This window comes from Micromonospora sp. NPDC049139 (assembly GCF_055586845.1).
Genome location: NZ_JBVJHK010000003.1, coordinates 286,214 through 300,670 on the forward strand (window position 1 = coordinate 286,214; position 14,457 = coordinate 300,670).

Genomic DNA, 14,457 nt, shown 5'->3' on the forward strand with positions numbered 1-14,457 from the left:
AGCAGAGGTGGCAGACGAGCGCACGCGGTACTTCCGGCGCCTGAGTCGGTTGCGGCGGTCCGCCCGCCGGTGGAGCGTCACGGCAGGGGGCCTCGGCGGCGCGGCCGCCGTGCTGACCCCGTACGCCGGGCTCGGGCTGCCCGACGCGGCCTGGGCGGCCGGGGCGGGCGGGGCGCTGGTGCTCGCCGCCTGGCGCTGGGTCGACCTGCGCGCGCTGGCCGCCCGGCCGGCGCCGCCCGCGCTCGACCCGGCCGAGGCCGCCGCCCGGTCACGCGCCCGCTTCGTCGCCGCCGTGGAGCGGCTCCCCGCCGGCCCCGGCGTGCTGGCCGAGGTGCGTCGGGTGCGCTCCCGGGTGGCGCTGCGCGGCACCAGCGCCGCCGAGCCGTGGGCCCGGCTGGACCGGGCCGCCCTCACCCTCGCCGGGATGGCCGGCCGGCTGACCGGGCTGGCCGGGCCCGCCGTGTCGGAGGCGGCCGACGCCGACCGCTCGCTGCGGGACCTCGCCGGCCGGGTGGCCAGTGTCGAACGCGCGCTGCGGCTCGCCCCCGCCGACGCCCGGCCGCCGCTGGCCGAGGCGCACCGGGCGTTGGCCGGCCAACTGGAGCAGGGTGTCGCGGCGTACGAGCGGCTGGTCGTGGCCGCCGCCGGCTACGTCGCCGAGGACGCGCGTCCCGACGCCGACCACCCGGCCGCCTCCCGGCTGACCGAGGCGACCGACCTGCTGCACGGGGTCGCCTCGGCGCTGGCCGAGTTGCGCGGCGTGGGCGCGCCGCTGCGCGCTCCCTGATCAGGGCGGCGTCGTGACCGGCACCGGGCCGGTGAACGGGGAGCTGCCGACGACGTTGAACGACCGGATGCGGTAGTGGTAGGTGGCGCCCCGCGCCAGGCCGGTGTTGGTGAAGCCGCGGCCGGTGACGGTGAAGGTCGACACCTCCCGGCTGAACGCCGGGTCCAGCGCCCGCTGCACGATGAACCCGGCCCCCGGTCCGGCGGGGGTGCTCGACGACCAGCCGAGGATCACCGTCGCCGTGTCGGGCCCGGGCGCCGTGGCGGTGGCGGTCACCCCCGTGGGCAGGCCCGGGGCTGGCGGCGTGGTCGCCCGGGCCACCGTCGACCAGGGTGACGCGGCCCCGAGATAGGTGGTCCGCACCCGGTAGTAGTACGTGGTGTCCGGGGCGACCGCCGCGTCGAGGTGGTTGTCGCCGACCCCGATCGCGGTGGTGCCCGGCCCGCTGCTGAAGGTCGGGTTGGTGGCCCGCTGCACGTCGATGCCGGTGGCGAAGGAACGGTTGGTCCAGCGCAGCGCGATCCGCAGTGGAGCGGCCGGCGGGATCGCCGCGGTCAGCCCCGCCGGCGCGGCGAGCTGCACCGACGCCGGCACGCTGTTGGACCAGGTGGAGCAGCTCACCGCGTTCTCCGCCCGGATCCGGTAGTGGTAGGTCACCCCGGGGGTGACGGTGGCGTCGGTGTAGCGGTTCGCCGTGGCCGCCACGGTGATCGCGGTCAGCCCCTGCGTGAAGGTGGCGTCGGTGGCCCGCTGGAGCAGGTGGCTGGTGGCCGCCGGGCGGCTGCCGTTGCCCGTCCAGGCCAGCGCGATCGCCGGCAGCGCGGTCGCCGAGCCCGGGGCCGGCGTCGCGGTCAGCCCGGTCGGCGCCCTGGGCGAGACCCGCAGCACCAGGGGCCGGATCATGCCCTGGTCGCGGTGCCCGGCGAGCTGGCTGTGCCAGTGGTACTCCCAGCCCAGGTTGACGAGCTGGTTCACCACCAGCGACGGCCGGCCGTCGACCGGGCTGACCGGGGTCGAGCCGGTCCGGGCGCCGGCCGGGCGGGCCGGGTCGAGCAGCCGTACGCTGTCGCCGATCTTGAACGGCAGCGGCGGCGCGACGGGCCGCAGGGCGACGATCACGTCCTCCCGCGGGTCGACCCGGACCACCTGCTTCCAGCCCCGCTCGGCGGGGTGCGGCAGGCGGGTGGCGCCGTCCCAGCCGACCCGGTTGACCAGTTGGACGTCGCAGCCGGCGAACCGCACCGGCTGGGTCTGCCGGCTGTTGCCGCGGATGCGCCAGAGCTGGGTGCCGTCGGCGGGCGCGCCCACTCCGATCGCCGGATCGCTCACGTGCAGCACCTCGGTGGCCGGATCGGTCGGGCCGAGCGGCAGGGTGATGGGGGCGAGCGGCCCGGCGTGCGGGTGCCCGACGCCCAGCCGGCCGACCAGCCGGCCGTGCTCCGGTTCGAAGACCTGCTGCACCGCCTTCACCTGCAACGGGAGGAGCACCGGGGCGGCGCCGCCGGTCGGCACGAAGCTGACCGTGGTGGCGTGCACCGGGACGACCGTTCCCCGGCCGGTACGGGTGCCGAACGCCGCGTCGTACGCCGCCTGCGGCACGATCGGCGGGCGCTGGCTGGCCGCGTACGCGCGGGGCAGGCGGTCCCGCAGCCGGGCCAGGTCGTACGGCGGCGCCGGGGTGCCGGCGACCCGGAACTGGAGCAGCGTGCGGGTGTTCGGGCCGTACCCGGGGCGGGTCGGCGGCGGGCCGCCCTCGGCGGTGCGGTCCGGGGCACCCGTGTGGTGGTCGGCGCGCGGGTCGAAGCCGGGCAGCGGGGCGGGGCAGTCGTTGTAGAGGATCACCGTGCCGCCCGGCGGCACGGCCGAGAAGTCGACCAGCACGTCGGCCACCTCGCCCGGGGCGAGCAGCAGCGCGTGCGAGTCGACGTTGAGCACGGTCGGGTCCCGGCGGTCGTACCGGTAGCCGACCGGCTGGTTGGGCACGACCACCGGCGCGGGGAGCAGGCCGCCCTCGTTGCCGATCTGGACCAGCGCCGGGCCGGCGGCGCGCGGGTCGGGGACCCCGCCCTCGCGCCCGTCCGTCGGCCAGCCCGCCGGACGGTCCGGCGCGCGGACCGCCTCCACCATCGGCACCTCGCCGGCGTCCGCGTCGGCCAGGTCGCCCTCCGGGTCCCACATCGGGCCGTCGGAGCGGGCCCGGTAGAGCTGGAGGTTCAGGCCGCGGTCCAGGCAGGCGTTGAGGATCCGGAAGCGGTACGTCCGCGGCGCGACCTCCAGGTACGGGTACGCGATCCCGTTGACCAGCATGGTGTCGCCGAACGCGTCCGGCACCGCCGACGGGTGCGGGACGCCGGGCGTCAGCGGCGGCTCCTCCGGGTCCGTGACCGGGTCGTGGTGCGGGTTCGGCACCGGGCCCGCGTCGGGCGTCCCGGGGTGCTCCCGCGGCCCGGGCTCGTCGGCCGTACGCGACCACGGGCCGTAGTCCCACCGGCCGGTCGGGTTCGTCCCGTCGGCCCGGTGCGGGTTCTGCCGGGGCTGGTAGACGTGCGGGTGCCAGAGGCTGCCCCGGGAACCCCAGCGGTCCCGGTCCCAGGTTGGGTCCTCCCCGGCGAGCTGGGTGTCGTCCGGCACGAACGTCTTGTCCTCGATCACCAGCGGGAGCTGGTCGGCGGGCAGCACGCCGTCGGCGACGAGTTCCTCCTCGGCCGGGTCGGTGAGCAGGTAGAGCGCGAGCTGCCCGGAGTAGACGGTCAGCCGGGCCAGGCCGACGGTGTTGTCGTGGAACCAGCACAGCCGCCCGCTCTGCTCGTTCGGGTAGTAGAGCGTGGTGGCGCCCGCGCCGGGCGGCGGCATGTCGGGGACGTGGGCCAGGCCGGTCCCGTTCGGGTACGGGGTGATCTCGCCCGCCGGGGTCACCCACTGCCAGGGGTTGCCGGCGCTGATCCACCCGGTGTGCGCGCCCGCCAGGCGCAGCACCGCCCGGTTCTGCGGGTAGGGCGCGGGGCCGTCGAGCGGGCCCGTCCCCGCGCCCGCCACCGTCGGATCGACCGGCAGGAAGAGCTCCCCGGCCCGGCCGGTGGGGAGGTGGTTGATGAACTTGACCCGGACCGGGCGGCCCCGGCGGGCCAGGATGACCGGGCCGAGGTGCCAGGGGCGCCCCGCCGGCACCACCGTGTTGTGCCCGTTGGCGTCCGTGCCGAGGTTGAGCTGGCGGTAGCCGCGCAGCCGGGTCGCCGGCAGGTCCCGGTGCAGTCGCTGCGCGTACTGCTCCAGGACGATCTCGTAGTAGTCGCAGCCCGGGTAGCTGATGGTGTCGGGCACGGCCACGGGGAGGTGGCCGCCCAGCTGGGTGCGGCCGAGTGTGCCGAGGCCGGGCAGCGCGTCGACGAACTTGCGGATGCCGGTGCCGGGCACCACCCGGCCGTCGGCCCCGACGACCGGCAGCGGGCTGCGGGCGTAGTTCGGCACCGGACCGAAGCAGCGCGGGACGGCCGCCGGGTCGAGGCTGGCCGGCACCACGACCGGCTCCTCCACGCGCCGGGCCGCCGGGACCGGCCCCGCCGGACGGGATCCGGCGGTGGCGCCGTTCCCGGTGCGGGGCGCCGCCCGCTCCCACGGGATCCGGAGTCTGCGGAACAGGTCCATGGCTCTCCCCGGTGTCCGGGCGCGGGGCCCGCCACGGCGCCGTGGCGGCCCGGTCGCGCGTCGCTGACGATGCGTGAGGAGTCAACCGCAGCATGCGACGCGACGGCGGGGTTAGGAAGTACCCAATCGTCCGTATCTGTGGCGGGGACGCGACTTTCCCGCCGCACCGGCGGAGTGTCCCGCCCGACACGCCGGCCCCACGCCGGTCGACCGGTGGCGGAGGGAGGGCCGACGTGCCCCCGGGATCGTCAGCCGGCCGGGCGTTCGGGCTGGCAGACGGGGCACCAGTAGGTGACCCGCTCGCCCAGCTCCTCCTTGCGGATCGGGGTGCCGCACCGGCGGCAGGGCTGGGCGCGCCGCCCGTAGACGTAGCTGGTCTGCCCCCGGTGCAGCGACCCGGTGGTGCTCTGCGTCCAGCGGCCCCGGTTGGCCGCGAGCAGCTTCTGCGCCAGGGCCACGGTGCCGGCGAGATCCGGCACGGCGCGTACCGGCGTCCACGGCGACACGCCGCGCAGGAACAGGATCTCGCACTTGTAGAGGTTGCCGACGCCGGCCAGGTTGCGCTGGTCCAGCAGGGCCTCGCCGATGGTGACGTCCGGGTGGGCGGCCAGCCGGCGTACCGCCTCGGCCGGGTCCCAGTCCGTGCCGAGCAGGTCGGGGCCGAGGTGGCCGACCAGCGAGTCCTCCTCGGCCGTCGGCACCAGCGCCAGCTCGTGCAGGTGGTAGCCGACGGCGACCGCCTGCGGGGCGCGCAGCACCGCCCGGATCAGGTGCGCCGGCCGGGCGGTCCACCGTTCCCCCGGCGCGTACGCCCGCCAGGCGCCCTCCATACGCAGGTGGGAGTGCAGCGTCCAGCGGGCCCCGCCGCCTCCCGTGGCGGCGTCTCCCGGCGGCGTGTCTCCCGGCGGTGCGTCTCCCGGCGGTGCGACGAGGCGGAGCAGCAGGTGTTTGCCCCGGCTGGCAGACTCCCGCACCGTCCAGCCGGTGAGGTCGGTCGCGGCGAGCCGGGGCACCCGGAAGTCGCTGCCGGTGAGGCGGGCGCCCGCCAGCGCGCGGTGCAGGACGCGGGCGGTGTTCCAGACGGTGTCGCCTTCGGGCACCCGTCCATCCTCCCTCGCCGGCCGGGACCCGGCGCGGCGGTCACCGGGCCGCGACGCGCAGCAGGTCGCCCGGTGCCACCGTGAGCAGGTCGACCGCCCGGCCGCCGTTGACCGCCACGGCGACCAGGCCGGCCGAGTCGGCGTGCACCACCAGCCGGCCCGCCGGGGCGTCCCCGAAGGTGCGGCCGTGCACCGCCTCGCGCCCGGCCCCCGGCTCGACGTCCGGCCGCACCCGCACCCGGGCCGGCAGCGGCGCCAGCAGGTCGGCCGGCGCGGCCAGTTGCACGTTGCCGAAGTGGTCCACGGTCAGCACCTCGGCGGTGAAGCCCGCCGCCTCCGGCCGGACGACCGGCGTCGGCAGCCGGACCAGGGTCGCCGGGTCGATGGTCGGGCCGGCGCCGGACAGCGGGGCGCCGAGCGCCAGCCGCGCGGCCACGGGCGCGAAGACGTCCCGGCCGTGGAACGTGCGGGACACCTCGGGCGCGAGCCAGTCCGGCGCGGTCAGCTCGACGGCCGCCGTGACCCCGCCGAGCGCCTCGGCGGCGTCGACGAGCAGGCCGTTGTCCGGCCCCACCAGCAGCCCGCGCGGCGCGGCCAGGGCGACGCCCCGGCGGGCGGTGCCGACGCCGGGGTCGACCACCGCCACGTGCACGCCCTCGGGCAGGTGGGGCACGGTCTGCGCCAGCACCGCCGCGCCCCGGCGCACGTCGGCCGGCGGCACCAGGTGGGTCACGTCGATCACCCGGGCGGCCGGCGCCAGCCGGGCGATCACCCCGTGGCAGGCGGCCACGAAGCCGTCGGCGAGACCGTAGTCGGTGGTCAGCGAGATCCAGGGGGTGCGGTCCATGCCGGGCAGGTTAGTCGCCGGCGGTGAGCCGCAGTTCGACGATCAGCCCTCGTGCGGCGCGGTCCCCGGCCCGGGGCGGCGCTGGCGGATATGGGACAGCCGGATGGCCGACCGGCCACTGCCGGGACGGGACCGGGTTGGGCAGACTGCCAGGGGTGACCAACCGCAGCCTGCCCGCCGTCGCGGTGCTCGTGATCGCCGCCGCCCTGACCGCCGCCTGCGGAGACGACGCGGAGGAGCCCCCGCGCGCCGCGCCCCCGGCCGCCTCGGCGTCGACGCCGGCCGCCGACATGCCGTCGGGCCCCACGGCGCCGGGGACGGCCACGACGGCCACCACGTCCGCCGCACCGCCCACCGGCGGGGGGCCGGCCGGGCCGAGCGCCGGGACCACCGAACGCCGCCCGGCCAGCCCGCCGCCGGTGGAGTTGCCCGCCCGGCCGTCCGGGACGCCGGGCGCGCGGCAGGTCGTCGACGCGTTCAAGGCGGCCGGGCTGAAGGTGCCGAACCCACGGGACCGCTCGGTCGACTGCGGGCCGGACGGCCTCGGCCTGGGCTGCTCCGAGCTGATCGCCACCGACGCCGTCACCGTCTACGTCTTCCCGGACGAGTCGAGCGCCAGCGACATCGCCGAGGCCTGGGGCGGTCAGTCCTTCCGGCGCGGCACGGTGGTGCTCAACTACCTGGAGGCGAGGACGCCCAAGGCTGACCGCCTCGGGTACGAGAGGGTCCTCACCGGCCTGCGCTGACGCGCCCGGGCATCCGGCAACCCCGGCCGCCCATCCGTCGTCGGACGTGTGGTGCCGAGCACGGCCGCGTCGGTCGTGTGGCGGGCTGCCCGGCAGGCTTGCCCCGGGAGCACTGTCGAGCTGCCCCGTCTGTGGGACCGCCGCACCGAGCCCGCACCTGTGGACCCCGCTGACCCCGTCAGCCCGTGAAGGACTCGGGGCCGAAGCGGCTCCAGGCCACGAAGGCGGCGATGGCGAGATAGACCAGGTCGGGCACGATCGTCACCGTCTCGCCACGGCGAAGGCGCATGGCCGCCGCGCCGACGAACAGCAACGCCACGCAGGTGGCGGTCACGGGCACCAGAACCGGCGCGATGTCGAGGACCGCGGGCAGGACCAGGCCCGCCGCAGCCAGGATTTCGAGGGTCCCGATGGCCCTGAGGGTGCCGGGGCTGAAATCCAGGACCCATTCCGCGGCGTGGCCCCCCATGGAGGCCATCTTCTCCCTGGGTACGAACATCTTGGAGGTGCTGACCAGGAGGACAACGGTCAGCAGCCCGGTGGCGATCCACAGCCAGCGGTCGAGGTCCATCGGTTGCTCCTTGCAGAGTCGTAGAGATTGTCGTTTCCTGCGGTGCGGTGGCCGGTGCCGGCTGCGCGTCAGCGACTCCGACGTCGACGATGGCGGAGCCGCCACCCATCCGGCGGCCTCGGCCTCACGTCACTCCGTGGGCCGGCGAGCCTGGTGAAACCTGCGGGCGACCGCCCAGGCGTCGGCCACCGAACCCAGGTGCTGGAGCTTGGCGGGGTTGATCACCAAGCGGATCGCCTGGATCTGCCCGTCGAGGATGTCGAGCGCCAAGGTGTTGACCGCCTTGTTGTCCCGGTCGCGGAAGATCGCGCCCGGCTGGCCGTTCACCTCGTGTGGCTCGAGGACACCGCCGATCCGGACCATCGGCGCAGCGGCCGCGGCGAGCACCCGGGCCACGTTGTCGGCGCCGATGATGGCCCGGGGCAGTTGCGGGGCCTTGCCACCGCCGTCGCTGATCATCTGCACGTCGGCGGCGAGGAGTTCCCGTAGCCCGTCGAGATCGCCTTCCCTGAAGGCGTCGAAGAAGCGCTCGGCGAGTTCCTCGCGCTCCCTGCGGTCTGCATCGAACCGGGGCCGGCCCGCGTCCATGTGGCGGCGCGCCCGCACCGCGAGCTGGCGGCAGGCCGCCTCCGAGCGGCCCACCGTCGACGCGATCTCCCCGAAGCCGAACCCGAACACCTCCCGCAGCACGAAGACCGCGCGCTCGAGCGGACTGAGCCGCTCGAGCAGCAACAGCGCCGCCATCGACACCGAGTCGGCCAGCTCCGCCGACCGCTCCGGATCCTCGTACGGGTCGGCCAGCAGCGGTTCGGGCAACCACTGCCCGACGTACTCCTCCCGCCGCAGCCGGGCCGAGCGCAGCACGTTGATCGCGACCCGGGTGACCACGGCCGAGAGAAACGCCTTGGTCGACGTGGGCCGTGTCGGGGAGGCCTCGTAGCGCAGCCAGGTCTCCTGGACCGCGTCCTCGGCCTCGCTCACGCTGCCGAGAATCCGGTAGGCGATCGCGAACAGCAGCGCCCGCAGTTCTTCGAACTCCTCGGCCCGGGTCACGCCGGCTCCTCCTTGAGGCACTGCCGCCCCGACGCTCCGCGCCTCTCCGCCGACCTCGGTCACCACGGGGCGGGGCCGTTGCGATCGATGAAGATTCCGGTCGGCCCGTCGGCATCGATCATCGCGAGTTTGACGATCGAGTCGGTGCCCTCAGTGACGGTCAGCTGACCGGTGTGATTGTTCATGTCGGTCGCGGCGAACTTGCGAGTGGCGATCTCCCCGGGAGTGGCGATGTTGAACTTGATCTCCGGAAGCGCCTGGGCGTACCGGACGGTGATCATGTTCAGGGCGTATTTCGACGAGCTGTAGGCAAGCTCGTGCATCTTCGAGACGGGCTGGTCCGGATCGGTCACGACCGTCATGGACCCGGCACCACTGGACACCATGACCACCCGCGGATTCTTCGCCGCCCGCAGCAAGGGAAGGAAGGCGTGCGTGACCCTGATCGGTCCGTACACATTCGTGTCGTAGACGGAGTGAACTTCGTCGGCCGTCGCGTCCGCTGGCGCGACACCGTTCCCGCTGGCGCCCGCGTTGTTGATCAACACGTCCAGCCGGTCGGTGTGCTCCCGCACACGTCGTACGGCGGCGGTCACCGACTCCTCCGACGTCACGTCGAGCGGGACCATGATCACGTTCGCGCCGCCGGCGGTCAGCCTGTCGGCGGCTGCTCGTCCTCGACCCTGGTCACGCGAGCCGAGGAAGATCGTCCAGCCCTGCTCCCCGAGCCGCCGGGCGGCCTCGAGACCAAGTCCTTTGTTGCCTCCGGTGATCAACACAGAGGTCTGTTCCGAGTTCGTCATACCCCCGAGACACATACGCCGGCCCGGCTGTGACACGGTGAGCGCCGCGTCACAACCACTCCACCAGGAGCCCTGCACGGCTGCCGCCCCGCCACCACGCCCCGCGTCGACGCAGTCGCCGGTCATGGGGCCCGGGTGCGGTTCAGCCGCGCAGGCGCAGGCCGCGTGGGGTGGCCCGGAAGCCGGCGGCGGTGAGCGCGTCGCGCAGCGGCGAGGAACGCACCGCCCCGCCGTCGGCCCGCTCGACCGACATCGCCCCCAGCGCGCCGGAGTGGACCGCGTCGGCGAGCGCCTTGCCGGCCGCCGCCAGCGTGTCGGCGTCGTCGCTGAAGGAGAGGATGGTCCGCCCGCCGCGCTCGACGTAGAGCACCAGGTCGCCAGCGACCAGCACCACCAGGGCGCCGGCCTTGCGCCCCGCCCGGTGCCCGGTCGCCGGGGCGGCCCCGTCGCCCGAGTCGACCACCCGTTCCGGCCAGGGCAGCGCCGCCCCGTACGGGTTGGCCGGGTCCGTCGCGGCGAGCACCAGGGTGGGCCCGCCGCGCCCCCGCCCGCCGTCGGCCGGCTCCGCCAGCGCCCGGATCCGGTCCACCGCGCCCGGCACCGCGAACTGCGCCGCGCCCAGCCCCTCGACGAAGTAGCCCCGCCGGGCCGCGCCGCGCTCCTCGAGCGCGGAGAGCACCGGATAGACCGCCGCGAACCCGCCGGCCACCTGCTCGGCAACGACCGCCCCCCGGGTCACCACGCCGTGCCGTTCGAGCAACACGTCGGCCAGGGCGGCGGCGCGGCGGGTGGGGTCGGTGTCGCGTTCCGGCAGGCGCGACCAGCGCCCGGCAACGGTCGGCGGGCCGCCTCGGGTCGGCAGGGCCACCCGCCCGGGGCGGCGGTAGCGGGTGCGCGGCGCGGTCGGGCGAGACCGGTGCGCCCCGCCGGCGCCGAGCACCGCCCGCAGCGGGGCCAGGGTGTCGTTGGTGAGATGGCCGGCCCAGACCAGATCCCAGACGACCGCGGTCAACGCGGCGTCGTCCGTCGAGCCCACCCGGTCGGACAGCGACCGGAAGAACAACGCCTGCCCGTCGCCGAGCGCCTCCAGCACCGCGTCGTGCAGCGGGGTGCGGGTGAGCGCCTCGTCGGGCGGGGGCAGCAGCAGCGGGGCGGCGTCCGCGTACGCGAGGGTGACCCAGCCGTCCCCGCCGGAGATCGCCCCCGAGCCGGCCCAGAGCACCTCGCCGCTGGCGCACAGCTCGTCGAGCTGGGCGGGGGAGTAGTCGGCGACCCGGCCGGGCAGCACCAGGCGTTCCAGGGCCGACGCCGGCACCGCCGCCCCCTGGAGCTGCTCGACCGCCGCGGCCAGCGCCTCCACGCCGCGCGCCGACGAGCCGACCTGCTGCCACCGGGGCAGGAACGCGGCCAGCGCGCGGGGCGGCACCGGCTCGATCTCCCGGCGTAGCGCGGCGAGGGACCGGCGGCGCAGCAGGCGCAGCACCTCCGCGTCGCACCACTGGGCGCCGGCCGTGTCCGGGGTGAACTCGCCGGAGACGACCCGGCCGGTGGCGGCGAGCCGGCGCAGCGCCTGCTCCACCACGGCCACCCCGAGCCCGAACCGGGCGGCGCAGGTGGCGGCCGCGAACGGGCCGTGCGTACGCGCGTAGCGGGCGACCAGGTCGCCCAGCGGGTCGGCCACCGGGGCGAGGTACGCCTCGGCGACCCCGACCGGCAGGGCCACGCCGAGGGCGTCGCGCAGCCGGGCCGCGTCCTCGACGCCCACCCAGCGCTCCTCGCCGGCGATGCGCACCCGCAGCACCCGGCGGGCGGCCGCCAGCCCGGTCAGCCATTCCACGGGCGCGCCCCGCTCGGCCAGCTCGGCCTCGGACAGGTCGCCGACCACCCGGAGCAGCTCGACCACGTCCTCCGCGTCGCGCGGGCGGCGCTGCTCGGTCAGCCAGCGCAGCTGCCGTTCGGTCTCGGCCAGCACCGCCGGGTCGAGCAGCTCGCGCAGGTCGACGCGGCCGAGCAGCTCGCCGAGCAGGGCCGAGTCCAGCGCCAGCGCGGCCGCCCGTCGCTCCGCGAGGGGGGCGTCGCCCTCGTAGAGGAATGCCCCGACGTAGCCGAACAGCAGCGACCGGGCGAACGGCGACGGCTGGGCGGTCTCCACCTCGACCAGGCGCACCTTGCGGGCGGCCAGGTCGCGCATCAGCTCCGCCAGCGCGGGCTGGTCGAAGACGTCCTGGAGGCACTCCCGGGCGGCCTCGAGGGTGACCGGGAAGTCGGCGTACTCGCGGGCGACGTCGAGCAGCTGGGCGGCGCGCTGGCGCTGCTGCCACAGCGGCTGGCGGCGGCGCGGGTCGCGGCGGGGCAGCAGCAGCGACCGGGCGGCGCACTCCCGGAACCGGGACGCGAACAGCGCGGAGGTGCCGACGGACTCCTCGACGAGCTGTGCGATCTCCTCCGGCTCGAAGACCACCACGTCCGCGCCCGGCGGCTCGTCGGCCGTGTCCGGCAGGCGGACGACGATGCCGTCGTCGGACGGCATCACCTGGGCGTCCACGCCGTAGCGCTCGGTGAGCCGGCGGCCGATCGCCAGCGCCCACGGCCCGTTGACCCGGGCGCCGAGCACGCTGTGGACGGCCAGCCGCCAGTCGCCCAGCTCGTCGCGGAAGCGCTCGACCACCACGGTGCGGTCGTCGGGCAGGGACCGGGTGGCCTCCTTCTGCTCGCGCAGGTAGGCCATCAGGTTGCCGGCGGCCCAGTCGTCGAGCCCGCCGGCCCGCAGCGTGGCGACGGCGGACCTGTCGTCCTGCCGCAGCAGGGCGCGCACCCGGGCGCCGATGGCCCGGCCCAGCTCGACGGGCCGGCCGAGCTGGTCGCCCTTCCAGAAGGGCATCTTCGCCGCCTGCCCGGGGGCTGGGGAGACCAGCACCCGGTCGGGCGTGATCTCCTCGATCCGCCAGGACGAGGAGCCGAGCAGGAACACGTCGCCGACCCGCGACTCGTAGACCATCTCCTCGTCCAGCTCGCCGACCCGGGCGGCCCGTTCGGCGCCGGCCAGGAAGACGCCGAAGAGCCCCCGGTCGGGGATGGTGCCGCCGCTGGTCACCGCGAGCCGCTGCGCGCCGGGCCGGCCGGTGAGCGTGTCGGTGGCGCGGTCCCAGACCAGCCGGGGCCGCAGCTCGGCGAACGCGGTGGACGGGTAGCGGCCGGAGAGCATGTCGAGCACGGCGTGCAGGGCCGAGTCGGGCAGCTCGGCGAAGGGCGCCGCCCGGCGGACCAGGACGGCCAGGTCGCCGACGTGCCACGGCTCCAGCGCGACCATGGCGACGATCTGCTGGGCGAGCACGTCGAGCGGGTTGCGCGGGTAGTGCAGCTCCTCGATGGCGCCGCCGCCCATCCGCTCGGCCACGACGGTGCAGGACAGCAGGTCGCCCCGGTGCTTGGGAAAGACGACGCCCCGGGAGACCGCGCCGACCTGGTGCCCGGCCCGACCCACCCGCTGCAGGCCGGCGGCCACGCTGGGCGGCGCCTCGATCTGCACGACCAGGTCGACCGCGCCCATGTCGATGCCCAGCTCGAGGCTGGAGGTGGCCACCACGGCGGGCAGCTGGCCGGACTTGAGCGCCTCCTCGATGTGCTTGCGCTCCTCCCGGGAGACGCTGCCGTGGTGGGCTCGGGCGATCACGGTCGGCGCGCCGGCCGCCCCACCGGCCTGGGCCATCATCTCCGCCGGAGTGCGGCGCGCCGGGCCGCCCCACGTGCCGGTGCCCCGGTCCGCACCGGCGGGCCCGCCCCACGTGCCGGTGCCCCGGTCCGGGCCGGTGGGGCCGTCCCACGCGTCGGCCTTCCGGGCCGGCACGGCCCGGTCGTCCCCGGCGCCGGGGACGGCGGGCAGGCCGGCCAACTCGTCGGCGGCCAGCTCGTTGAGCCGCGCGCAGAGCCGCTCGGCGGAGCGCCGCGAGTTGGTGAAGACGATGGTCGAGCGGTGCGCCCGGATCAGGGAGAAGACACGCTCCTCGACCGCCGGCCAGATCGACGCCCGGCGCGGCCCGGGCCCACCGAGGTCGTCCTCCGGCGGCTCCTGCTCGTCGAGGCGGGTCATGTCCTCCACCGGGACCTGGACGCTGACCTCGATCGTCTTGGCGGTGGGCGGGGCGACGACGTCGACGGGCCGGGCGCCGCCGAGGAAGCGGGCGCACGCGTCGACCGGCCGGACCGTGGCGGACAGGCCGATCCGCTGCGCCGGCGCGGGCAGCAACCCGTCGAGGCGCTCCAGGGAGAGCGCGAGGTGCGCCCCGCGCTTGGTGCCGGCCACCGCGTGCACCTCGTCGAGGATGACCGTCTCGACGCCGCGCAGGGAGTCGCGGGCGGCGGAGGTCAGCAGCAGGAACAGCGACTCGGGCGTGGTGATGAGGATGTCGGGCGGGGTGCGGGCGAACGCGCGCCGCTCGTCGGCCGGGGTGTCGCCGGTGCGCATCCCCACGGTGATCTCCGGCGGGGCGACGCCCAACCGGGTGGCGGCCTGCCGGATCCCGGCCAGCGGCGTGCGCAGGTTGCGCTCGACGTCGACCGCGAGCGCCTTGAGCGGGCTGACGTAGAGCACCCGGCACCGGTGCCGGCGGTCGGCCGGGGCCGGCTCGCGGGCCAGCCGGTCGAGCGACCAGAGGAACGCGGCGAGCGTCTTGCCGGAGCCGGTGGGCGCCACCACCAGCGCGTTGCGGCCGGCGGCGACGGAACTCCAGGCACCGGCCTGGGCGGCGGTGGGCGCGGCGAAGGCGGCGGTGAACCATTCCCGGGTGGCCGCGCCGAAACCCGCCATCGCATCCGTCACGCCATCCATCCTGCCCCGGCCGTCTGACATCCGTTCCCCTGGCGGGCGCTGATGTGTCCTGGTCCGGCTCATACGCGATGGTTGTG

General features: G+C 76.2%; 8 protein-coding genes and 1 pseudogene. 2 read left to right on the forward strand and 7 right to left on the reverse strand.

The genetic code is table 11. The annotated features are described in order from the left end of the window. Position 1: 1 nt before the first annotated feature. A pseudogene (gene pspM / locus ACZ6Q9_RS08115) lies at positions 2-787 on the forward strand (phage shock envelope stress response protein PspM); the annotation flags it as partial. Here the strand turns inward: pspM and ACZ6Q9_RS08120 are convergent. The 3 genes from ACZ6Q9_RS08120 to ACZ6Q9_RS08130 form a co-directional block, all read right to left on the reverse strand. Then, positions 788-4,432, reverse strand: a complete 3,645-nt coding sequence (locus tag ACZ6Q9_RS08120) for a hypothetical protein (protein WP_396828211.1) — start codon at positions 4,430-4,432, stop codon at positions 788-790. A gap of 248 nt (positions 4,433-4,680) precedes the next feature. After that, positions 4,681-5,532 (reverse strand): zinc finger domain-containing protein, encoded by an 852-nt coding sequence (locus ACZ6Q9_RS08125; RefSeq protein WP_393265515.1) that lies wholly within the window; start codon positions 5,530-5,532, stop codon positions 4,681-4,683. Between the two features lie 40 nt (positions 5,533-5,572). Then, a complete protein-coding gene (locus ACZ6Q9_RS08130) occupies positions 5,573-6,379 on the reverse strand; it encodes an SAM hydrolase/SAM-dependent halogenase family protein (protein WP_393265512.1) in 807 nt (268 codons plus the stop codon). Positions 6,380-6,534: 155 nt separating this feature from the next. Between ACZ6Q9_RS08130 and ACZ6Q9_RS08135 the strand changes: the two genes are divergently transcribed. Then, complete coding sequence (locus ACZ6Q9_RS08135) at positions 6,535-7,125, forward strand: hypothetical protein (RefSeq protein ID WP_396828209.1); 591 nt, start codon at positions 6,535-6,537, stop codon at positions 7,123-7,125. Positions 7,126-7,303: 178 nt separating this feature from the next. Here the strand turns inward: ACZ6Q9_RS08135 and ACZ6Q9_RS08140 are convergent, their stop codons facing one another. The 4 genes from ACZ6Q9_RS08140 to ACZ6Q9_RS08155 all read right to left on the reverse strand — a co-directional run bounded on the left by ACZ6Q9_RS08140 (position 7,304) and on the right by ACZ6Q9_RS08155 (position 14,380). Beyond that, positions 7,304-7,696: a DoxX family protein gene (locus ACZ6Q9_RS08140; RefSeq protein WP_393451830.1), complete on the reverse strand. Its 393-nt coding sequence runs from the start codon at positions 7,694-7,696 to the stop codon at positions 7,304-7,306. Positions 7,697-7,825: 129 nt separating this feature from the next. Further along, positions 7,826-8,749 carry an RNA polymerase sigma-70 factor gene (locus tag ACZ6Q9_RS08145; RefSeq protein WP_393451833.1) on the reverse strand — a complete coding sequence of 308 codons (924 nt, stop codon included), beginning with the start codon at positions 8,747-8,749 and terminating at the stop codon, positions 7,826-7,828. A 59-nt stretch (positions 8,750-8,808) separates the two neighbouring features. Continuing rightward, positions 8,809-9,552, reverse strand: a complete 744-nt coding sequence (locus ACZ6Q9_RS08150) for an SDR family oxidoreductase (protein ID WP_393451836.1) — start codon at positions 9,550-9,552, stop codon at positions 8,809-8,811. A gap of 142 nt (positions 9,553-9,694) precedes the next feature. Next, a complete protein-coding gene (locus ACZ6Q9_RS08155; RefSeq protein ID WP_393451839.1) occupies positions 9,695-14,380 on the reverse strand; it encodes an Lhr family helicase in 4,686 nt (1,561 codons plus the stop codon). Between the last annotated feature and the right edge of the window lie 77 nt (positions 14,381-14,457).

What these genes read in the sequence shown, in the direction of transcription:
- ACZ6Q9_RS08120 (WP_396828211.1), bottom strand. Translation starts at nt 4,432, where the DNA reads ATGGACCTGTTCCGCAGACTCCGGATCCCGTGGGAGCGGGCGGCGCCC.
- ACZ6Q9_RS08130 (WP_393265512.1), bottom strand. Translation starts at nt 6,379, where the DNA reads ATGGACCGCACCCCCTGGATCTCGCTGACCACCGACTACGGTCTCGCC.
- ACZ6Q9_RS08140 (WP_393451830.1), bottom strand. Translation starts at nt 7,696, where the DNA reads ATGGACCTCGACCGCTGGCTGTGGATCGCCACCGGGCTGCTGACCGTT.
- ACZ6Q9_RS08150 (WP_393451836.1), bottom strand. Translation starts at nt 9,552, where the DNA reads ATGACGAACTCGGAACAGACCTCTGTGTTGATCACCGGAGGCAACAAA.
- ACZ6Q9_RS08155 (WP_393451839.1), bottom strand. Translation starts at nt 14,380, where the DNA reads ATGGATGGCGTGACGGATGCGATGGCGGGTTTCGGCGCGGCCACCCGG.